The organism is Streptomyces puniciscabiei, assembly GCF_006715785.1.
GTDB lineage: Bacteria > Actinomycetota > Actinomycetes > Streptomycetales > Streptomycetaceae > Streptomyces > Streptomyces puniciscabiei.
In genome coordinates this window covers 3971959-3993185 of the sequence record NZ_VFNX01000001.1, presented here as the reverse complement: position 1 = coordinate 3993185, position 21227 = coordinate 3971959, and the positions used below count along the sequence as shown (strand labels likewise).

Below are 21227 nucleotides of genomic sequence, written 5' to 3'. Positions count from 1 at the left end.
AAGTGGGAGGTGTGCGGACACCATGTGGACGCCCAGTCGTAACCGGGCGGGGTGCGGTGCGCCGGCCCGACGGCCGTGCGGGCGGGCTCAGTTGTCCGGGGAGCGCAGGACTCGAAGGTGGCCGCGGCGGGCGACTTCCATGGGGTCCGCCGTACGGGCTCCGCCGCCGCCCGCCTCGGCCGCGCGTTCCTGGGGGCGGGCCGCCTCGCGCACGGCGTTCGCAAGCGCTTCCAGGTCGTCTCCGCTGGGCCGCGCGGGGGCGGAGCCGTCGAGGAGGCGGACGACCTCCCAGCCGCGGGGGGCGGTGAGGCGCTCGGAGTGCTCGGCGCACAGGTCGTAGCAGTGCGGTTCGGCGTAGGTGGCGAGCGGGCCGAGGACCGCGGTCGAGTCGGCGTAGACGTACGTCAGCGTCGCGACGGCGGGTCGGCCGCAGGCGGTGCGCGAACAGCGACGTACAGGGCTCACGACGTTGGACGGTACCGCACTCTTGAGCGGGCCGCGACGACTCTCCACCAGGTCACTCCACCGTGTCGTGCTGTGAAACACCCCACACACCCCTTCGGGGAGGCCCCGTTGACCTGCGTGGACGGGTTCTCCGCGGGTTTTGCGCGCGGCTCGGTACGGTCATGAGCCGGCACAAACACCGTCAATTGCCTTGAGTTCGGCGGTCTTGGAGGGTTACGGAAACGAGCCAGACGTTGGCCGGAATGGTCAATCTGCGACTTGTGAGCGGACAGGGCCGATCGGAGTCGAACGGGGCCGATCGGCGGCGGGCCGATCGGCGGCGCCCCGGTCGGCCGGAGAGGGGCGTCTGATCGGCCGAGGCGGGGGCGTGATCGGACCGCTGTGGGGTGGCGCCGGCCGGGCTTGGCTCGTCGGGCGTGGCCGGTCGGCGTGGGGTGACGAGGGGGGTGAGGGGCGGGTTGCCGTGTGGGGCCGGGCGGGGAGAACGTGCGGGGACTACGCTTCACCAGTGATGGACAACCGTGTACCGCCCCGTGCCGCCGGCCCCGGGCCCCGTCGCCGTGATCGTCACGGACGGGGCATGCGGGGGCCGATCGCGCCGCCGCAGGTGCCGCTGGCGGCCAGCCGTGCCGATGCGTTCGCCGACCTGGTGCAGGACTCCGTGGAGCGTCTCGAGCGGCGGTGGCCGCAGCTCGCCGACATCGATTTCCTCGTGCTGGAGGTGCCCCGGCTGGAGGGGCGGGGTGAGCAGGTGTGGAGTGACGAGGCCGTGCCGCTGGGCGGGGTCGTTCCCGCGCGGGACGGGCGGCCGGCGCGGGTCGTCGTGTACCGGCGGCCGGTGGAGATCCGCACCAAGGGGCGGGATGAGCGGGCCGCGCTCGTGCACGAGGTGGTCGTGGAGCAGGTGGCCGAGTTGCTCGGGCTGACTCCGGAGACGGTGGATCCGCGGTACGGCGAGGACTAGGCCCTGCGGGGCTTTGCGGGGTACGGCGGTGTGGGTGCCCTGTGCTGCGCGGCTTTGCGGGCTACGGCGGTGTGGGTGCCCTGTGCTGCACGGCTTTGCGGGCTACGGCCGTGTGGGTGCCCTGTGCTGCGGGGTGCCCGGCGCTGAGGCGCGGCAGGGTCGGTTTGCTTGCCCGCGCTTGCGGGGTGCCCGGCGCTGTCGCTGGCCGACGGGACGTTTCGCTTGCCCGCGCTTGCGGGGTGCCCGGCGCTGTCGCTGGCCGACGGGGCGTTTCGCTTGCCCGCGCTTGCGGGGTGCCGCTGCGCCCACCCGTGCCGCCCCAGCGGCACGACTGCCCGCAGCTACGCGGGTACGAGCACCCCAGCCGCACGACCGGCCGCAGCTACGACGGCATGGTCGAGCCGCTGCCTCCGCGGACCCTCACCCGGGCTCGCCCCCCTCGGCCCGCACAGCGGCGCTGCGAGGTGGCGCTGTCACTTCTGCAGGACCGACAAGTCCTCCGTCGTCGTCGGTACCGCCACCATCCCCCGGTCGTTCGGGAGGGTCTGGATGGTGAAGCCGGGGATGCCGGACTCTGTGGCGGAGAGGGTGCGGGAGGCGTAGACCGGGCCGCCGGAGACGGTTTCGACGGTGAGGGAGTAGGTGCCCTTGAGGCCGGAGGGGACGGGGACGGCCACGTTTTCGGTGGTGCCCGACTTGATCGTGTAGGTCTTCGTCGTCGGCGTACCGCCCTCGCTGCCCGCCGACGCGGTGACCTTGACCGTGGCGGTGGCGGTGGGCGCGGTCAGGGCGAGGGTCGTGCCCTTGGCGCTGTTGTCGGACGAGGTCGCGCGCGTGCCGACGGGGGCGGTGGCCGGGATGAACGCCGTTTCCTGTTTGTCGCCCTTGCCCCGGACCACCTGGAGGGCCGCCACCACCGGGACCGACTGGTCCGTGGGGGTGAGGACGAGGGAACCCGCCTCGCCGCGGGTCACTTCGCCGAGGTCGGCCGTGGTCGTCATGCCCGACTTCACGTGCAGGGTCTCGTTGCCCGCCGGGGTGATCAGGCCGTCCGGTGAGGCCAGGCGGACCTTCAGGTCAGCGTCCTCGCCGCCGGGAGTGAAGGCGATCAGGCGGACGTCGGTGGCGTCCTTCGGGATGCCGGGCAGGACCAGGCTGCCGGCCGGGTCGGCGGACGCGGCCAGCCAGTCGCCGCCCGCCTTGTCGTCCAGGGCCTGCACCGCCGCGCCGACCCGGCCGCTGCGCACGCTGACGTGCACGGTCAGGTCGGCCTGCTGGACGTCGGTGAGCGTGGACAGCAGGATCGGCTTGCTCGCGTGCGCGGGGACCGTGAGGTTCTCGCCGAGCGGGGACTTGACTGCGCCGTCCTTGCCGTACAGCTCGATGTCGACGACCGCGGCGGAGTCGTCCGGGTTGGTCAGGTGGACGTAGTCGGTGCGGGTGCCGGCCGTACTGGCGCCGGGGAACCAGAAGTCGGTGTCCGCCGCGGTGCAGTTGACGCCCTGCAGGCCGCGGCCGGTGCCGGCGGCGACCTCGGTGGTCTCCTGGATGGTCCAGCCGGGCGCGAACCTCCCGTCGGCGGTGCCGATGAGCGCGGGCGCGTCGGCGCCGGAGGCGTCACCGGTGACGGGGGTGCCCGGGGCCTTCGGGGTGAGCACCGGCTGGGTCGCGGTCTTCTTACCCCCCTTGGAGCCCTTGGCGCCCTTGCTCGTCTGCGAGGTGTTGGTGCCGTCCGCCGAGTCCGCAGCGGCCGCCTGGAGTTGGGCCTTGCCGCTGCTGGGCGTGCCCGGGGTGACGGGCGTGAACGACGTGTACGAGGTGTCGGCGATGTCCGAGATGCTCGGCGCCGGGCACAGCAGGCTCGTGCGCTGGACCGGCAGGTTCGCGGCCACCTTGGGGGCGGAGGCGCCGGAAGCGGCCGGACCGTCGAACGCGGCGAACGCGGTGACGGCGGCCAGCGCGGTGCCGGCGGCGATCAGGGACAGGGTGGTGCGGTTCACTGCTGGCTCCCGTCGGGGCGCTCGCTGCCGGTGCCGTGGGGGTGCTGGGCCGGGTCGTAGCCCTGCTGGGCGGGGTCGTACGCCGGGTCGTAGCCCTGCTGGTAGGCGGTCGGGTCGTACGGCATCCCCTCGGCCGTACCGCCGTAGGCGTACGGGTCGTACTGGCCCTGGCCCGTCTGGTACGGGTCGGCTGCCTGGTACGCCTGCTGGTCGTAGCCGGAGGGCGGGTACTGGCCGCCGGCCTGGTACTGGTCGGCTCCGTAGCCGGCGTATCCGGCGTTCGCGTACGAGGCCTGGTCCCAGTCGTCGTACGACTGCTGCTGCGGTACGGCGGCCGGGGGCTCCTCGGGCAGCGGCGGTCCGGCGGGCTGCTCGTCGGTGGCCTGTTCCTCGGCCTGGGCGCGCAGCCGGCGGGCGCGGCGGCCCTCGCCCGCGGTGGCCTGGGCGGGCAGCGGCTCCTCCTCGGGCAGGTCGTCGTCGACGTCGCGGCGGCGGCCGGGCAGGGCGAGGACGACCAGGACGACGGCGAGCGCCCCCTGGGCCCACAGCCAGGCGGTGTGGGTGATCGGGTCGCTGTAGGTGACGTCCAGCCTGCCGCCCTCGGCGGGCAGTTGGAAGCCCTGGGCCCAGCCGCCGACCGTGGTGCGGGTGAGCGGTTTGCCGTTCAGGGTGGCCGTCCAGCCGTCGGCGGCGGTGTCGGCGAGGCGCAGGACGCGGCCGTCCGAGCCGGCCGGGATGGTGGTGTGGATCTCCACCGGTCCGGCGGTGACCGGCTGGGCCGTGCCCGATCCGCCGGCGGGCACGATCGCGGCGCGGGAGACCTCCTGGTCGACGCGGTACAGGGCGCCGCCGTTCTGCTGGCTGAGCCGGGTCAGACCGGGGGTGGTGTCGAGGACGCGGGTGATGTCGCGGGGCGCGCCCTTGTGGACGAGGACGTAGCGCACGGCGAAGCCGCCGAGTTCGTCCGCCTGGTCGGCGCCGGAGCCGGCGACGAGGTTGGCGACGACCTTGTCCAGCCGGGTGTTCTGGCCGTCGGCGGCGCTGATCTCGGCGTCGCCCATGCGGGCGCCGGAGCCGCGGACCAGGCTGTAGCGCACGCGCGCGGGGGAGTCGCTGTCCAGGATCAGGGTGCGGGCCCGGTCGCCGGTGGTGGAGTCCTCGGCGACGAACGCGGGCACCTGGGTGGGGTCGCGGCGCTCCAGGGGGCCGTCGGCGCCGCGGATCATCCAGCCGGCGGCGACGAGCAGCGGGCCCGCGGCGCAGGCGAAGGCGATCAGGGCGGCGACCGGCTGGCGCCAGCCGAAGCTCTGCTCGGCCACACGCGCGCGTGCGCCGTCGGCGCCCAGGGCGGCGGCGGCCAGCAGGGCGATGCCGTAGACGAGGGTGGCCGGTCCGGCCCAGGCGGACCTGTTGGACAGGGCGGCGAAGACGAGGCCGGCCAGGGCGACGGCCCAGGCGGTGCGGATGCCGAGCTGCCGCTCGGAGCGCAGGAGTGCGGCGAGGGCGGCGAGGACGATGCCGAGGAGCATCAGGCCGTGCACGGTGCCGGGGCCGCCGGGGCTGGCGCCGAGCAGGTCGAGCGCGGAGGCGGACGAGGTGCCGTAGGCCAGGCCGGCTTCCTTGAAGAAACCGGTTGGGAGCAGGGTCAGCGACCAGGGGGCGAGGACCAGCAGCGGGGTGCCGAGCTGGGCGAGGAAGCGCAGGGCGTGGGCGACGAGGTCACCGCGGCGCAGGACGAGCACGCCGATGCCGAGGAGCAGCGCGATCGGCCAGACGATCGGGGTGAAGGCGGTGGTGATGGTCAGCAGCAGCGCGTACGCCCAGGTGGCGCGCCAACTGCCGCGTGCGCCGGAGCGGTTCGCGAGGCCGCTCGCGGCGACACCCGCGCGTGCGATGAGCGGCAGCAGCACGGCGAGGACGGCGGTGCCGATGCGGCCGCCGGCCAGGGCGCCGGTCGTGGCGGGCAGGAAGGCGTAGACGACGGCCGCCCAGGCGCGCAGCAGGCGGGAGGTGACGAGGGGCCGGGAGGCGAAATAGGCGGTGAATCCGGCGAGCGGTACCGAAGCCACCAGCAGGACGGTGACGGCGAGTCCGGTGGAGCCGAACAGGAGCGTGGCGAGGGTCGCGAGGATCGCGAGGTAGGGCGGGGCGGACGGGGTGCCGCCCGCGCCCACCGGGTGCCAGCTGTCGGCGAAGCGGGACCACAGCTCGCCGGCGCCGGCCGGGGCGGGCAGCAGGGCGCCGCCCGCGAGCGCGCCGCCGCCGAGCAGGGCCCGGCAGGCGACCAGGGACATGAGCAGCAGGGCGAGGAAGAGCACGGGGCCGGGGTTGCGGGCGATCCGCTTGAGCCGGGCGAACTGCTCGACCTCCAGGAAGTCGGCGTCGTCGCCGCCGGGCCCGGACTCCACGGCGCCGCCGTGCCGGCCGGCCCGGAAGGTGTCGTCGGTTCCGCTGGTGAAGTTGGCGGCGAGCTGTTCCACGGTGGCCCGGACGGTGGCGCCGGGCGGCGGGAAGAGCCGGCGGAGCTCGGCCTTGTCGATCCGCGCGGGTCCGCGGCGGCGACGGCCGGCGATGATCCGCTCGGGCCGCAGCAGGACGCCCAGGAGGCCGCGGATCTCGTCGACGGCCTGGCCGGGCACCTTGCCGACGAGATAGGCGACGGTCCGCAGGAGCGTGCCGAAGACGAGCCGCACGAACGCCCAGGGGAGCGCGGCGCCACGGGTGTTGACGAGCAGGGTGTAGACGGCGCCCGCCTTGTCGACCTTGTGCGGGGAGGCGGCGGTGCGGCCCACGCAGTCGACGGTGCGCCGCTCGCGGGAGGCGGCCTCGGCGTGCCGCACGACGGCGTCCGGGGCGATCAGGACGCGGTGGCCGGCGGTGTGGGCGCGCCAGCACAGGTCGACGTCGTCGCGCATCAGGGGCAGCCGGCGGTCGAAGCCGCCGAGTTGTTCGAAGACGTCGCGGCGGATGAGCATGCCGGCGGTGGAGACGGACAGCACGGTGCGCACGTGGTCGTGCTGGCCCTGGTCCTGTTCGCGGCGGTCCAGGCCGGTCCAGCGGCGGCCGGAGTTGGCGATGGAGACGCCGACCTCCAGCAGTTGCCGGCGGTCGTACCAGCCGCGCAGCTTGGGGCCGACGACCGCCACGTCGTCGCGGCCCAGTTCGAGTTCGTTGTCGACGACACGCAGCAGTTCGGCGAGGGCGTCGGGTTCGGGGGCGCAGTCGTCGTGCAGCAGCCAGAGCCACTGGACGGGTTCGCCGTGCGGCAGTTCGGGCAGGTCGTAGGCGTCGTCGCGCCAGGTGCGCGTGACGGGGTCCCAGCCGCTGGGGCGCTTGAGGTACGGCAGCTCTTCGGGGGTGAGGACCGGGGCGGTGCGGCTCGCCTCCTCGACGGCCTGGCCGAAGCCGGTGCGGCGGGCCAGGTGCAGCACGTTGGCGTCGCCGAGGGCGTCGGCGAGCAGCCGGGCGGAGTCGTCCGCGCTGCCGGTGTCGGCCGCGACCGCGTGCTGGACGGGGCGCTCCTGGGCGAGGAGCCCGGCGAGGGCGTCGGGCAGCCAGCGGGCGCCGTCGTGGGAGACGAGGACCGCGGTCACCACGTGGCGCGGGAACTCAGGTGTGGCGGCGCCGGCTTGGGCTGCCGTATGGCTGTGCACGGACATCGAGGTACGGGCCCCGGTTCGATGGACTGCGGTGGACGCCCGCGCCCTCTCGGGAGCCGAGGGGACAGCGGGGCGTCTCGGACGAGCGACCACACTATCGGCTGACCATGACGACGGCCCGCCGCCTGTGGATAACCCACCGGCCACGGGCCGTTCGTGCTGTTTTGGCAGGAATGTGCGTGCGTGTACGCGGTCAGACGGCCGCCTTCTTCAGCCGGCGGCGCTCCCGCTCGGACAGGCCGCCCCAGATGCCGAAGCGCTCGTCGTTGGCGAGGGCGTACTCGAGGCACTCGGAGCGGACCTCACAGGCGAGGCAGACCTTCTTCGCCTCTCTGGTGGAGCCGCCCTTCTCGGGGAAGAAGGACTCGGGGTCGGTCTGGGCGCACAGCGCGCGCTCCTGCCAGCCGAGTTCCTCGTCCGCGTCGTCGACCAGCAGTTGCTGCACCAGCTCGGTCATGTGCGCCCCTCGTCTGTCTTTCGCGTCCCCGTGTGCGTTGCCGTTACCGATTTCGGCTGAACGACACGAGTGAAATTACAAGTGTGCTGCTCCGGGCGAGTCAAGCCGAGATCTGCTATTGAGCCCGTTATTCACTCTGCGGAACCAAGCCCATGCGGAAAGTGTTCAAATCGCCATAAACCGTGACACGCAGACGAGGGCCCGGAGGGGCGCCGGATCCCCGTACGGACATCTATACGAAGAAGGACGCCCTGGCGTTCGATCGCGTTCCGCGAGGCTTGAGCGCCTGGATGTGCCCCATGTGTCCCGGCATCCCGGTGAGCAAACCTTTCACCTCGGGGATGAACCGGAAGAGGTGAAACCTGTCCCACATGCCGGGCGCCGAGTTGACACTGCGGGTGTGAACCGATGTCCTATTGGGCATGCTCGCGAACTTGGCACTCACCTCGACCCGCACCGCCGGGTCCCTCGGTGCTGCCCGGTCCCGCTGTAGCTGTTGTCGCTGTTCCAGCTGTTGAGCCACACCCCGCTCCAGCTGCAGGCCGTGTCCCCCGGGACCGGCTCTTTCGTTTCTCCCTCCCCTCCGGTCCTTCCCTCCGGCCCTCTCTCACCGAGGAACCACCGCACCCATGAACAGCGACAACGACCTCCAGATCGCCGGCGACATCCTCGAAGTCCTGCACCTGCTCCAGCCGCCGCGCGAGCACCCGGCCACCGTCGCCGAGTTCGTGGGCCTCGCCCGCGCGATCGCCGCCGACCGCTCCCAGTGGGCGCACCTCGTCCGCTACGACGCGACGACCCGCTGGTACCACCGGCTGCGCACCGGCCCCGGCTACGAGGTGTGGCTGCTGAGCTGGGTGCCGGGGCAGGGCAGCGGGCTGCACGACCACGGCCGCTCCTCCGGTGTCCTCACCGTCCTGGAGGGGGCGCTGACCGAGCGCACCGAGCGCGGCACGCGCGCGTTGGCCGCGGGCGCGCAACGGGTGTTCGCGCCGGGCTACGTCCACGAGGTCGTCAACGACGCGCTGGAGCCGGCGGTCAGCCTGCACGTCTACTACCCGGGCCTGACCGAGATGCCCATGCACACCGCACCGCACTGCGAGGCTCGTCCGGTGACTGCCTGACGCGTTGTCGTACCCGCCTGCAAGACTTGGGGCCATGCGCATTGTGGTTCTGGCAGGCGGCATCGGTGGTGCCCGGTTCCTGCGCGGTCTGAAACGGGCCGTGCCGGACGCGGACGTCACGGTGATCGGCAACACCGGCGACGACATCCACCTCTTCGGGCTGAAGGTCTGCCCGGACCTGGACACGGTGATGTACACGCTGGGCGGCGGCATCAACGAGGAACAGGGCTGGGGGCGGTCCGACGAGACCTTCCACCTCAAGGAGGAGCTGGCGGCCTACGGCGTCGGGCCGGAGTGGTTCGGCCTCGGCGACCGGGACTTCGCCACGCACATCGTGCGGACGCAGATGCTCGGCGCGGGCTATCCGCTCAGCGCCGTCACCGAGGCGCTGTGCGACCGGTGGAGGCCGGGCGTGAAGCTGATCCCGATGACCGACGACCGCGTGGAGACCCATGTGGCCGTGGAGGTCGACGGCGAGCGCAAGGCGGTCCACTTCCAGGAGTACTGGGTACGGCTGCGCGCCTCCGTCCCGGCCCAGGCGGTCGTGCCGGTCGGCGCCGAGCAGGCCAAGCCGGCGCCCGGTGTGCTGGAAGCCATTGCCCAGGCGGACGTCATCCTCTTCCCGCCCTCCAACCCGGTCGTGTCCATCGGCACCATCCTCGCCGTGCCCGGCATCCGGGAGGCGATCGCGGACGCGGGCGTGCCCGTGATCGGCCTGTCCCCCATCGTCGGGGACGCGCCGGTGCGCGGCATGGCCGACAAGGTGCTCGCCGCGGTGGGCGTGGAGTCCACGGCCGCCGCGGTCGCGGAGCACTACGGCTCCGGCCTGCTGGACGGCTGGCTGGTCGACACGGTGGACGCGGCCGCGGTCGAGCGGGTCGAGGCGGACGGCATCCGCTGCCGGGCCGTACCGCTGATGATGACCGACGTCGACGCGGCCGCGCAGATGGCGCGGGAGGCGCTGGCGCTGGCCGAGGGGGTGCGGGGAGCGTGAGCGAGGAGCGCCCGGAGTTCACCGTACGGGCCCTGTCGGGCATCCCCGAGGTGCGGCCGGGCGACGACCTCGCCAAGCTGATCGCCGCGGCGGAGCCGGGCCTGGCCGACGGGGACGTGCTGCTCGTCACCTCCAAGATCGTCTCCAAGGCGGAGGGCCGCGTCGTGCGGGCGGCCGACCGGGAGGCGGCCATCGACGCCGAGACGGTCCGGGTCGTGGCCCGGCGCGGCACCCTCAGGATCGTGGAGAACCGGCAGGGTCTGGTGATGGCCGCCGCCGGGGTCGACGCCTCCAACACCCCCGCCGGCACCGTGCTGTTGCTCCCCGAGGACCCGGACGCGTCCGCGCGCGCGATCCGCGCGGGCCTGCGCGACGCCCTCGGCGTCGACGTCGGTGTGGTCATCACCGACACCTTCGGGCGGCCCTGGCGCGCGGGGCTCACGGACGTGGCGATCGGCGCGGCCGGGGTGCGGGTGCTGGACGACCTGCGTGGGGGCACGGACGCGTACGGCAATCCGCTCAGCGCGACCGTCGTCGCCACGGCGGACGAACTGGCCGCCGCCGGCGACCTGGTCAAGGGCAAGGCGGAGGGGCGGCCCGTCGCGGTGCTGCGCGGCCTGCCGCATGTGCTGGCCCCGGAGGACGGCGAGGGCGCGCGGGCGCTGGTGCGCGGCGCGCGGGACGACATGTTCCGGCTGGGCACGTCCGAGGCGGTCCGGGAGGCGGTGACCCAGCGGCGTACGGTCCGGGCGTTCACCGACGAGCCGGTGGACCCCGGCGCGGTACGGCGCGCGGTGGCGGCGGCGATCACCGCACCGGCCCCGCACCACACCACACCCTGGCGGTTCGTGCTGCTGGAGTCGGCGGAGTCCCGGACCCGGCTGCTGGACGCGATGCGGGACGCCTGGATCGCCGACCTGCGGCGGGACGGCAGGAGCGAGGAGTCCATCGCCAGGCGGATCCGCCGCGGGGACGTGCTGCGCAACGCGCCGTATCTGGTCGTGCCCTGCCTGGTCATGGACGGCTCGCACCACTACGGGGACGCGCGGCGGGACGGCGCCGAGCGGGAGATGTTCGTCGTCGCGACGGGCGCGGGCGTGCAGAACCTGCTGGTCGCCCTGGCCGGCGAGCGGCTGGGCTCGGCGTGGGTGTCGTCCACGATGTTCTGCCGGGACGTGGTGCGCGAGGTCCTCGGCCTGCCCGCCGACTGGGAGCCGATGGGCGCGGTGGCGGTCGGCCATCCGGCCGAGGAGCCGAGACCGCGGCCGGAGCGGGACGCCGGGGCGTTCATAGCGGTGCGGTGAGTCGCGCCGAGTTCGGCGTACGCGGCCGTAGCGCTCGTACGACCGCCTAGTCTCGAAGGACGGCACCGGCTCCCCTAGGACCTCACGTGGCAGGACGTTTCGCTCAGCGCCCCACGCGTACGACCGTGCGCGGTGGCCATGCCGGCGTGCCCGCGGGCGCCGCTGCCGGGATACCGCGGCAGGCCCCGGCTCCGGCGCGGGTGCGGCGGTGGGTGCCCGAGGGGCCGCTCGATCTCGGGCTGGTGCTCGGACCGCTGCGGCGCGGGCCCGCCGACCCCACCTTCCGGGCCACTGCGGACGGATCCGTCTGGCGGGCCAGCCGTACGCCCGCCGGGCCCGGCACCTTGCGGGTGCGGGCGTACGGCGGTGAGGTGCTCGGCGAGGCCTGGGGGCCGGGGGCGGAGTGGCTGCTGGACCGGCTGCCCGAGTGGCTCGGCGCGGCCGACGACCCGGAGGCGTTCGTGCCGCGGCACCGGGTCGTGGCCCTGGCCCGGCATCGGCGCCCGGGCCTGCGGCTGACGCGGACCGGACTGGTGCTGGAGTCCTTGATCCCCTCGGTGCTGGAGCAGAAGGTCACGACGGATGAGGCGTACCGGGCGTGGCGCTTGCTCGTGCGCAGGTTCGGTGAGCGCGCGCCGGGACCGGCGGGGGCCGCTCAGCGGCCGATGTTCGTGATGCCGGCGCCGCGGACCTGGGCGTTGATTCCCTCCTGGGAGTGGCACCGGGCCGGGGTGGACGACAAGCGGGCGTCGACGATTCTGCGGGCCGTACGGGTCGCCGCGCGGCTGGAGCAGGCGGTGACGATGCCGGCGGCCGAGGCGCAGGCGCGGTTGGAGGTCGTGCCGGGAATCGGTCCGTGGACGTCGGCGGAGGTGGTGCAGCGCAGTCATGGGGCGGCGGATGCGGTGACGGTCGGGGACCTGCATCTGCCGGGGATCGTGGGGTGGGCGTTGGCAGGGGACCGGCATGCCGACGACGCGGCGATGCTCCGCCTGCTGGAGCCGTATGCCGGGCAGCGGCACCGTGCCGCGCGGTTGATCCTGCTGAGCGGGAACGTGCCTGCGCGCCGGGCGCCGAAGATGCCTCGGGTGGACATCGGGCTGCTGTGAGGCGCCCTGAGCTGGGGGCTGCGGGGGGCTGCCGCCGGCCGACGGGGGTTTCACTTGCCGGCGCCGACGGAGTGCGGGGAGCTGCCGCGGCTCGGGGGTGGGTCACGCTTGCCCGCGCTCGCAGGGTGCCGCTGCGCCCACCCGTGCCGCCCCAGCGGCACGACTGCCCGCAGCTACAACGGCACGATGGCCGCTGCCGGGTGGGCGCCGGCCAAGCGGCACGACTGCCCGCAACTACAACGGCACGATGGCCGCTGCCGGGTGGGCGCCGGCCAAGCGGCACGACTGCCCGCAACTACAACGGCAGCGGCACGGCGTGCCCGCAGGGGTGGGGGTGCCATGGCGCCGACGGTGCTGCGGTTCCCCAGGGGCGCGGGGAACTGCGCGATCAGCCCTCACGCGCCCGCGCCCGGCTACCGCCCGGATCACCCGACCACCCGACCACCCGGACCAGCCGACCACCCGGACCACCCGACCAGCCGACCACCCGGACCACCCGACCGCACCAACCGCCCGACCGCCCGACCGCCCGACCGCCCGACCACCCGACCGCTCCTGAACCAGGGGGTCTGGGGCGCAGCCCCACAGGCGCCCCCCCAACGGCCGCTACTGGTCCGAGGAGAAGCGCACCGCGCCCGCCGGGATGTGGGCGTCGCACCACACGCGTACTCCCTCGCGGAGCTCGTTGTCGGCGCCGATGACCGCGCCGTCGCCGATGACCGCGCCGGTGAGGACCGTGCGTTCGCCCACGCGGGCCCCCGTGCCGATGAGGGAGTCGGTGATGACGGCGCCGGGCTCGATGACGGCGCCGGGGAGGACGGTCGAGCCGAAGACCCTCGCGCCCTCGGCCACGACCGCGCCCTCGCCGACCACCGTGCCGCCGGCCAGCTTGGCGTCCGGCGCCACCCTCGCCGTGGGCAGGACCAGCCGGTCGCCGCAGCGGCCGGGAACCGCCGGGGACGGGGCGCGGCCCAGGACCAGGTCGGCGGAGCCGCGGACGAACGCCGCCGGGGTGCCGAGGTCCAGCCAGTACGTGGAGTCGACCATGCCCTGCAGATGGGCGCCGGCCGCCAGGAGGCCGGGGAAGGTCTCGCGTTCCACCGAGACCGGCCTGCCCAGCGGGATGGTGTCGATCACCGAGCGGCGGAAGACGTATGCCCCCGCGTTGATCTGGTCGGTGACGATCTCCTCCGGCGTCTGCGGCTTCTCCAGGAAGGCGAGGACGCGGCCGTTCTCGTCCGTGGGGACCAGGCCGTAGGCCCGCGGATCCGTCACCTTCGTCAGGTGCAGGGACACGTCCGCCCCGGCCGACTCGTGCGTGTCCACCAGCGCCCTGATGTCCAGGCCCGTCAGGATGTCGCCGTTGAAGATCAGCACCGGGTCGTCAGGACCGGAGTGCAGACGCGAGGCCACGTTGCGGATGGCACCGCCCGTGCCGAGCGGCTCCTCCTCCGTCACGTACTCGATGCGCAGACCGAGGGAGGAGCCGTCACCGAAGTACGGCTCGAAGACCTCGGCCAGATAGCTCGTGGCGAGGACGATGTGGTCCACGCCCGCCGCTTTGGCGCGCGCCAGCTGGTGCGTGAGGAACGGCACCCCGGCGGCCGGGACCATGGGCTTGGGCGTGTGCACCGTGAGCGGACGCAGCCGGGTGCCTTTGCCGCCGACCAGGAGGATCGCTTCTGTCACCTGTCGTCTCTGCTTCCTGCCGGGACCGGCCGAACTACTCGTTTCACTCGTTTCGGCCGGTCAGTGTATGCAGACCGTAGCGGCGGCGCCCTTGACAACCACGCGGTTTCCCACGAGATCGGTGAGAGAACGGTGTGAGAGCGGCGCGCCCCCGAGGACGACGCTGAGCGCACAACCCCCCGCCGGCTCAGCGCCCCTGGTAGCGCGCCGCGCTGGAACGGGCCGTACCGAGCTTGGCATAGAGCCACTTGCCGGGGCACTCGGTGGCGAATCCGTCCCGATGGCCGGAGATCACGTTCAGTCGTACGTTCTTACCTTTGGCAAAGAGGTTGCCACCGGCCGACGTGAGATATGTCCTGCCACGCGGATCGGCCCCGAAGAGGCCGAGCTTCCACGCGGTGAGCCGGGCGACGGCCGTCACCGCGGCGCCGGGCGGCTTCGTCGCCCCGTACGAGCCGATGACGGCGATGCCCATGCTGTTGTTGTTGAAGCCGGCGGTGTGCGCCCCGAGGACCGCCTTCGTCACACCGCCGGCCCGGCCCTCGTAGATGGTTCCGCACTTGTCGACGAGGAAGTTGTAGCCGATGTCCCGCCAGCCCATGCTGTCGACGTGGTAGCGGTAGATACCGCGGATGACGGACGGGGCCTGCGCGCAGGTGTAGTTGTTGCCCGAGGCCGTGTGGTGCACGAAGGCCACCTTGACCTTCTTCGTGTAGACGAGCCCGCCCACGCGCAGTGACTCGTCCGCGCCCCAGCCGCGCCGGGTGACGATCCGCGGGCGCGGCCCGATGTACGGCTTGGCCCGCACCGGGCCCTGCAGACGGGCGAGTTCCCGCTCGGTGGCCCGCCTGCCCAGCGCCGGGATCTCCAGGGCGCCGAGGTCGGCGACGCCCGCCTCGGCACCGGGGTCCACGAGTTCCAGGCGCAGGCCCGGCGGCAGCGGGGGCCGCGGCCGGAGCGTACGGCCGCCCCGCGCGCCCTGCGCGGCGGCGCGGACCCGGACCTCCACTCCCTCCGAGGCGCCCACCCACAGCGGTGCGGTCGCTCCGCGCACCCGTCGCGCGGCCCGTTCCGGCGTCCCCGGGTCGGCGCCGTGGTCGGCGTTGTGCGTCTCGACGTCCTGCCAGCCGGACCACTTCCCCCACCGCGCCGTCCGGGTGCGCACCTGGACGTGGCCGTGCAGTTCGGTGTCCGGGTCGTCCCAGACGACCCCGACCAGCGAGAAGTGCTCACCGTCGGGCCGGTACAGGCCCTGCACCGGGGCGGCGCCGAGGACGCGCTCCTGGGTGAGGGGGACCAGGGGCAGCGACCGGGTGCTGCCCGGGACACCGGCCCCGGACGGTCGTACGGCTGCGACGGCCTCTGACGGTCGTACGGCTGCGACGGCCCCGGACGGTCGTGCGGGTGCGGCGGTCGCGGGCAGGGCCGGCAGCGCGAGCGCGAGGGCCGTGGCGCAGGTGACGCCGATCGAGGGAGTGAGGATTCCACGCATGTGCATGATCGTGGACATAGGTATACAAATCTGTCCAACGGTGAACCAGCGGCGAACTGACGGGCCGTCGGGAAACGTTCCGCCGAACCGGTGGCCCCACCGCACCCTGCGCGCACCCGCCCGCGCGTACCCTTTCCCGGGTGAACGCCACCGATCGCACCCCTGCCGACCTGCTGGCTTCCGCGCTCGCCGCGGACCCCGGCCGCCCGCTGGTGACCTTCTACGACGACGCCACGGGCGAACGCGTCGAACTGTCCGTGGCCACCTTCGCCAATTGGGTGGCCAAGACCGCGAATCTGCTCCAGGGCGACCTCGCCGCCGCGCCGGGCGACCGAGTGGCTCTGCTGTTGCCGGCGCACTGGCAGACGGCGGTATGGCTGATGGCCTGTTCGTCCGTGGGGACGATCGCCGACGTGGGCGGGGCACCGTCCGCGGCCGACCTCGTGGTGAGCGGGCCGGACTCGCTCGACGCCGCGCGCGCCTGCCGCGGGGAGCGGGTCGCGCTGGCTCTGCGGCCGCTCGGCGGGCGGTTCCCGCAGACCCCGGAGGGGTTCATCGACTACGCCGTGGAAGTGCCGGGGCAGGGGGACCGGTTCGTGCCGTTCGCCCCGCCGGTCGCCGAGGAGCCCGCGCTGATCGTCGCGGGGGCCGAGTTCAGCGGGACCGAGGTGGTCGAGCGGGCGCTCGCGGATGCGCCTTCACTCGATCTGACCGGGCCGGGGTCGAGGCTGCTGTCCGGGCTGTCGTACGACACGTGGGAAGGGGTCAGCGCCGGGTTGTACGCGCCGCTGGCCGTCGGGGGGTCCGTGGTGCTGTGCCGGAATCTCGACCGGCTGGACGAGGAGGCTCTGGCCAAGCGGATCGAGAGCGAGAGGGTGACCGCGGTGCGCCGCTGAGAGCGGGCTCGGGCCGGCTGCCGTCCCCCGAACGGAGCAGCAAAGGGAGCTTCGGCGGCCCCTCCCCGCCATGGTCGTAGGAGCAGGACGTGACGCTCGTACGCCATGAGGGGGTGCCCCGCCCGTGACCGACACCGTAGGCCAGCCCCTCGGTCCCGGTCCTGGGGCCTCCGCCACCGGTGCAGGGCTCCTACGGCGGCGTCGGCGGCGATGGGCGAAGGTGACGGCGGTCGGTGCCACGGTCCTCGTCGCGGTGGCCGCGGGGACCGGCTGGGCCCTGTACGCCACGCTCAGCGACAACATCACCGCCGATGACGCGGCCGCCCGCGAACTGGAGCGGTACGAGCGGGAGCGGCCCACCGAGCTGGTGCGGGGCGCGCAGAACATCCTGCTGATCGGGTCGGACACGCGGGCCGGGCAGGGGAACTCCGCGTACGGGCGAAATCTGGGCAGCGAGCGGTCGGACACCACGATCCTGCTGCATCTGGCCGCCAACCGGCGCAGCGCCACCGCCGTGTCCCTGCCGAGGGACCTGATGGTGGACATCCCCGGCTGCCGGCAGCCGGACGGCAGCCGCAGCGAGCCGGTGTTCGCGATGTTCAACCACGCCTTCCAGCTGGGCGGTTCGGCGTGCACGATCCGGACCGTGGAGAAGCTGACGGACATTCGGATCGACCACCACGTGGTCGTGGACTTCCGCGGGTTCAAGAAGATGGTGGACGCCGTCGACGGGGTGCAGGTCTGCCTGAAGGAGCCCATCGACGACAAGGCGGCCCTGCTGAAACTGCCCGCGGGCAAGGTCGAGCTCGACGGGGAGCAGGCGCTCGGGTTCGTGCGGGCCCGCAAGTCGCTGGGCGACGGCAGCGACACCGAACGGATGGAACGCCAGCAGCGGTTCCTCGGCGCGCTCGTCGACAAGGTGCAGAGCGGCGACGTCCTGCTGAACCCGGTGAAGCTGTATCCGGTGCTGGACGCGGCGACCTCCGCCCTGACCACGGATCCGGAACTGGCAAGTCTGCGTGGCTTGTACCAGTTGGTGCGCGGACTGCGCGACATCCCCACCGAACGGGTGCAGTTCCTGACGGTGCCGAGGGAGTCGTACGTCTACGACACCAACCGTGACCAACTCGTGGAGCCGGAGGCCGAGAAGCTGTTCGCGCGGCTGCGGGCCGACCAGCCCGTGGCGGTGGCCCGGCAGACGCCCGAGGAGGCCGTGGATACGGGCGCGGAGCCGGGCGGGGCGCCGGACGGCGAGACCGGCCCCTCCCCCACACCGACGTTCCGCGGGAACAACGCCGCCGAACACACCTGTGAGTGACGCGCACATGAAAACGCCGAACTTCCGTCCGGGAAATGAGGCGGATTGCCCAGTTGTAGGCACAGGGAATTTGTCACCGGCGTCGCTTGACGCTGAACTGGGCGGATAGTGTGAGCGATCCGGTGCACCCGGCCACGAGGTCCGTCCTGGGGTCGTGCACTGATTCACCGAGACCCGAGCGCCTTTGAGGGGGAAGGCGCCGCGTGGCCCCGACGGAGGATTCGGACAACCGTGGACGCGCAAGGCCGTGGGCGGGCGGACAACATCGATCCCGCAGACCAGTGGGTGCTCAATCCGGACACCGGCGAATACGAACTGCGACTGGGCCCTTCCGCACCGCAGTCGGCGATTCCCGGCCCCCGCAGACCCGCCCCCCGGGCGGGAGCCGGTGCGCCGCGCCGCCGTGACGAGTCGGCGCCCGGCGAGACCCGTGAGACGGGCCGGGGCCGCGGGGGCGACGTACCGCCGCCGCGGTCGGGCCGGCGCCGCGCAGGCGAGCCGGAGCCCGCGCAGGGCAGGCGCGCGGCCCGGCGGCCGGTGAAGAAGAAGTCGAAGGTCAAGAGGGCCCTGGCATGGACGGCCGGCGGCACGGCGTTCGTGCTGGTCGCCGTCGGCGCGGCCGGCTATCTCTACCTCAAGCACCTCGAGGGGAACGTCACCACGACGGACGTCGAGGGCGCCGCCAAGGACGGCTTCAGCAAGGACGACGCCTTCAACATCCTGATCATCGGCACCGACAAGCGCACCGGGAAGGGCAACACCGGCTACGGCGACAAGGGCAGCGTCGGGCACGCGGACACCGACATCCTCCTGCACGTCGCCAAGGACCGGACGAACGCGACCGCGCTGAGCATCCCGCGCGACCTGATCGTGAACGTGCCGGACTGCCCGACCAAGCAGGCCGACAACTCGACGAAGGTCATCCCCGGCACGCAGAACGTGCGCTTCAACACCAGCCTCGGGCAGGACGGCCGGGATCCGGGCTGCACCATGCGTACCGTGAAGGCGGTCACCGGCATCCAGCCGGACCACTTCATGATGGTGGACTTCAACGCGGTCAAGACACTGACGACCGCGGTCGGCGGCGTGGACGTCTGTCTCGCGCACGCGGTGAACGACAAGGAGTCGCACCTCGACCTGCCCGCCGGCGAGCACAAGATCGAGGGCGAGCAGGCGCTGGCCTTCGTCCGCACCCGGCACAGCTGGGGCAACAAGGGCGACCTGGACCGCATCAAGGTGCAGCAGCAGTTCATGGCCTCGCTGATGCGGAAGATGTCCTCCAGCGACACGCTCACCAACCCGTCCAAGCTGATCGACCTCGCCGAGGCCGCCACGAAGGCGCTGACCGTGGACAAGGGCATCGGTCACGTGGGCACGCTCAAGGACATCGCGCTGGAGCTGAAGAAGGTGCCGACGAAGAACATCACCTTCCTCACGGTGCCGGTGAAGGACAACCCGGCCGACGGTGCCGTCCACAAGACGGTGATCGTCGACCCCGCGCTCGCCCCGCAGGTGTTCGACGCGATCAACAACGACGTGTCCTTCACCGAGGTGAAGAAGAAGCAGAAGGCGGAGAAGGACGCGCAGGCCGCGCGCCTGAAGGGCAGCAGGTCCGCGCCCTCCGAGGTGCGGGTGCGGATCCTCAACGGCGGTGCCGTCGCCGGCAGCGCGCAGGAGACCCTCGACTGGCTGCAGAACCAGGAGGGCGTGCTGAAGTCGGAGAACGCGGGCAACGCGCCCGCGGAGCTGGACCGGACCACGCTGGAGTACGCGCCCGACCAGGCCGCCCAGGCCCGGGAGCTGGCCCAGCTCATGGGGCTGCCCGGTTCCGCGCTCAAGCCCGGCAAGAGCGTGACCAACTCCCAGGGACTGCCGGCGATGACGCTGACCCTGGGCAAGGACTTCAAGGGCGCGGGCGTCTCGCTCACCGCTCCGAAGAAGGCGCCGGACGTCGACAAGTCCACGGCGGACAAGGTGAAGTGCGCGTCGTAGGTAACCCAATGGGCCCGTCGTGCGTCTAACCGGACGCGGGACGGGCCCGTTTGTACGCGCAAGGGTGGGGAGGGCAGGAAGTTTGGCGCAGAGCGATGTGCGAGGGCAGGACCCTGCGGTCGACGACACGATGTCGCTCGCACCGCAGGACCGCACGGCACCCGAGGGGTCCGGCCGGCACGGCGGGGGGCGGCGCAGAGGTGGTTCCACGGCCGAGCGGCCACGGCGCAGACGGCGCGCACTGCGCTGGTCGGCGACCGTGCTGGCGGTGGTGATAATCGGCACGGCCGGCGCCGGTTACCTGTACTACCAGCATCTGAACGCGAACATCCGCAAGGGTCAGCGCAGCAGCGCCGACGACTCCAAGGCATACAGGACGCCGGCGAACGCGGCCGGGCAGACCCCGATGAACATCCTGCTGATCGGCTCCGACAGCCGTAACACGCCGGAGGATCTGAAGCTCGGCGGCAGCAGGGACAGCGTCGGCGCTCCCCCGCTCGCCGATGTGCAGATGCTCATCCACCTGTCCGCGGACCGCAAGAGCGCCGCCATGGTGAGCATCCCCCGGGACACCCGCGTCGACATCCCCAAGTGCACCGATCCCAAGACCGGCAAGGTCTACCCGGCGACCAACGACATCATCAACACCACCCTGGCCCGGGGCGGGGCCGGCTGCACGCTGGCCACCTGGGAGAAGCTCACCGGGGTCTACATCGACCACTGGATGATGATCGACTTCGCCGGCGTGGTGAGCATGGCGGACGCCATCGGCGGCGTCGAGGTCTGTGTGAAGCAGAACGTCTGGGACCACCCGACGCCGGACCAGCCCGGCGGCTCGGGGCTGAAGCTGAGGGCCGGGACGCAGAAGATCTACCACGAGCAGGCCCTGCAGTGGCTGCGCACGCGGCACGCCTGGGGCAGCGACCCCTTGCGGGCCCGCGCCCAGCACATGTACCTGAACTCGATGGTCCGCACCCTGAAGCACCAGAACGTCTTCACGGACAGCGGGCGGCTGATGGACCTGGCCGAGGCGGCCACCAAGTCGCTCCAGGTCTCCGAGGAGATCGGCTCGGTCAAGAAGCTGTACGACCTGGCCATGGAGCTGAAGTCGGTGCCGACGAACCGCATCACGTCGCTGACGATGCCCAACGTCACGGACTCGCAGAACCGCGAGCACGTCGTGCCGGACGAGGCCAACGCCGACAAGCTGTGGGAGATGCTGCGCGACGACGTCCCGTTCGACAAGAACGGCACACCGTCGGCCGCGAAGCAGGTCGCGGACAAGGCCCCGGCGACCGAGTCGCCCTCCACGGACCCGGGCCGGCTCGGGGTGCTGGTGCGCAACGCCACCCGGACCTCCACACAGGCACCGGTGGGAGGCCGGGCGAACGACATCAGCCAGGTGCTGGCGCAGAAGGGCTACACCCGGGCGGCCGCCGACACCTCGGGGACGCTGTCGCAGGACAGCACGGTCGTGCAGTATCCGAGCGCGGATCTGCAGGGTGACGCGCAGGCGGTGGCGAAGGCGCTCGGCATCCCGGCGAGCGCGGTGAAGCGGTCGACCGATGTCTCGGGGGTCACGGTCGTCGTCGGCGCGGACTGGCGCACCGGCACGAGCTATCCCCAGCGGCCCAAGCCCAAGGCCGGCGACACGCCCGACGGCTCGGACGCCCTCAACGGTGCGGACACCAGCACGTGCATGGACGTGTACAAGCCCTATCGGTGGTGACCGGCGGTGGGGCCCCGGGATCGGGGCCCCACCTG

Annotated in this window: 15 protein-coding genes; 9 read left to right on the top strand and 6 right to left on the bottom strand. The window is 72.8% G+C overall.

What is annotated here, in order from left to right:
* Nucleotides 1–87 precede the first annotated feature (87 nt).
* Nucleotides 88–513 carry a DUF3499 domain-containing protein gene (locus FB563_RS18485; RefSeq protein ID WP_031225760.1) on the bottom strand — a complete coding sequence of 142 codons (426 nt, stop codon included), beginning with the start codon at nt 511–513 and terminating at the stop codon, nt 88–90.
* Between the two features lie 463 nt (nt 514–976).
* Between FB563_RS18485 and FB563_RS18480 the strand changes: the two genes are divergently transcribed.
* Nucleotides 977–1429, top strand: a complete 453-nt coding sequence (locus FB563_RS18480; protein WP_142219069.1) for a metallopeptidase family protein — start codon at nt 977–979, stop codon at nt 1427–1429.
* Between the two features lie 473 nt (nt 1430–1902).
* Here the strand turns inward: FB563_RS18480 and FB563_RS18475 are convergent, their stop codons facing one another.
* The 3 genes from FB563_RS18475 to FB563_RS18465 form a co-directional block, all read right to left on the bottom strand.
* Nucleotides 1903–3429, bottom strand: a complete 1527-nt coding sequence (locus tag FB563_RS18475) for a DUF5719 family protein (RefSeq protein WP_055706538.1) — start codon at nt 3427–3429, stop codon at nt 1903–1905.
* A complete protein-coding gene (locus FB563_RS18470; RefSeq protein WP_107100632.1) occupies nt 3426–7088 on the bottom strand; it encodes a glycosyltransferase in 3663 nt (1220 codons plus the stop codon). The genes FB563_RS18475 and FB563_RS18470 overlap by 4 nt, the downstream gene beginning before the upstream one ends.
* Nucleotides 7089–7281: 193 nt before the next feature.
* A complete protein-coding gene (locus FB563_RS18465) occupies nt 7282–7545 on the bottom strand; it encodes a WhiB family transcriptional regulator (protein WP_003975777.1) in 264 nt (87 codons plus the stop codon).
* Between the two features lie 629 nt (nt 7546–8174).
* Between FB563_RS18465 and FB563_RS18455 the strand changes: the two genes are divergently transcribed.
* The 4 genes from FB563_RS18455 (at nt 8175) to FB563_RS18440 (ending at nt 12076) form a co-directional block, all read left to right on the top strand.
* On the top strand, nt 8175–8669 hold the full coding sequence (locus FB563_RS18455; RefSeq protein ID WP_055706535.1) for a cysteine dioxygenase: 495 nt from the start codon (nt 8175–8177) through the stop codon (nt 8667–8669).
* Nucleotides 8670–8703: 34 nt separating this feature from the next.
* Nucleotides 8704–9663, top strand: coding sequence for a 2-phospho-L-lactate transferase (cofD, locus tag FB563_RS18450; protein ID WP_055706534.1), 960 nt, complete (start codon nt 8704–8706; stop codon nt 9661–9663).
* The gene (locus tag FB563_RS18445; protein ID WP_055706533.1) at nt 9660–10967 is read left to right on the top strand and encodes a coenzyme F420-0:L-glutamate ligase; all 1308 of its coding nucleotides are present in this window, start codon (nt 9660–9662) and stop codon (nt 10965–10967) included. The genes cofD and FB563_RS18445 overlap by 4 nt, the downstream gene beginning before the upstream one ends.
* 86 nt (nt 10968–11053) lie before the next feature.
* On the top strand, nt 11054–12076 hold the full coding sequence (locus FB563_RS18440) for a DNA-3-methyladenine glycosylase family protein (RefSeq protein WP_199832830.1): 1023 nt from the start codon (nt 11054–11056) through the stop codon (nt 12074–12076).
* A 606-nt stretch (nt 12077–12682) separates the two neighbouring features.
* On the opposite strand, the gene manB is transcribed toward FB563_RS18440, so the two are convergent.
* Together manB and FB563_RS18430 are read right to left on the bottom strand one after the other, a co-directional pair.
* On the bottom strand, nt 12683–13765 hold the full coding sequence (gene manB, locus FB563_RS18435; protein WP_055706532.1) for a mannose-1-phosphate guanylyltransferase: 1083 nt from the start codon (nt 13763–13765) through the stop codon (nt 12683–12685).
* A 187-nt stretch (nt 13766–13952) separates the two neighbouring features.
* Entirely contained in the window at nt 13953–15257 is a 1305-nt protein-coding gene (locus FB563_RS18430; protein WP_055706543.1) for a peptidoglycan recognition protein family protein, read from the bottom strand.
* Nucleotides 15258–15397: 140 nt separating this feature from the next.
* On the opposite strand from FB563_RS18430, the gene FB563_RS18425 reads away from it, so the two are divergent.
* From FB563_RS18425 to FB563_RS18410, 4 genes are all read left to right on the top strand, one after another.
* The gene (locus FB563_RS18425; RefSeq protein WP_055706531.1) at nt 15398–16153 is read left to right on the top strand and encodes a TIGR03089 family protein; all 756 of its coding nucleotides are present in this window, start codon (nt 15398–15400) and stop codon (nt 16151–16153) included.
* 124 nt (nt 16154–16277) lie between these two features.
* Nucleotides 16278–17471 carry an LCP family protein gene (locus tag FB563_RS18420; protein ID WP_055706530.1) on the top strand — a complete coding sequence of 398 codons (1194 nt, stop codon included), beginning with the start codon at nt 16278–16280 and terminating at the stop codon, nt 17469–17471.
* 231 nt (nt 17472–17702) lie between these two features.
* Nucleotides 17703–19463, top strand: coding sequence for an LCP family protein (locus FB563_RS18415; protein WP_055706529.1), 1761 nt, complete (start codon nt 17703–17705; stop codon nt 19461–19463).
* Between the two features lie 130 nt (nt 19464–19593).
* Nucleotides 19594–21192, top strand: a complete 1599-nt coding sequence (locus tag FB563_RS18410) for an LCP family protein (protein WP_055706528.1) — start codon at nt 19594–19596, stop codon at nt 21190–21192.
* Nucleotides 21193–21227: the final 35 nt, after the last annotated feature.

Coding starts and splice junctions, on each gene's coding strand:
- FB563_RS18480 (WP_142219069.1), top strand. CDS start 977: ATGGACAACCGTGTACCGCCCCGTGCCGCCGGCCCCGGGCCCCGTCGC.
- FB563_RS18470 (WP_107100632.1), bottom strand. CDS start 7,088: ATGTCCGTGCACAGCCATACGGCAGCCCAAGCCGGCGCCGCCACACCT.
- FB563_RS18465 (WP_003975777.1), bottom strand. CDS start 7,545: ATGACCGAGCTGGTGCAGCAACTGCTGGTCGACGACGCGGACGAGGAA.
- FB563_RS18455 (WP_055706535.1), top strand. CDS start 8,175: ATGAACAGCGACAACGACCTCCAGATCGCCGGCGACATCCTCGAAGTC.
- cofD (WP_055706534.1), top strand. CDS start 8,704: ATGCGCATTGTGGTTCTGGCAGGCGGCATCGGTGGTGCCCGGTTCCTG.
- FB563_RS18430 (WP_055706543.1), bottom strand. CDS start 15,257: ATGCGTGGAATCCTCACTCCCTCGATCGGCGTCACCTGCGCCACGGCC.
- FB563_RS18410 (WP_055706528.1), top strand. CDS start 19,594: ATGTCGCTCGCACCGCAGGACCGCACGGCACCCGAGGGGTCCGGCCGG.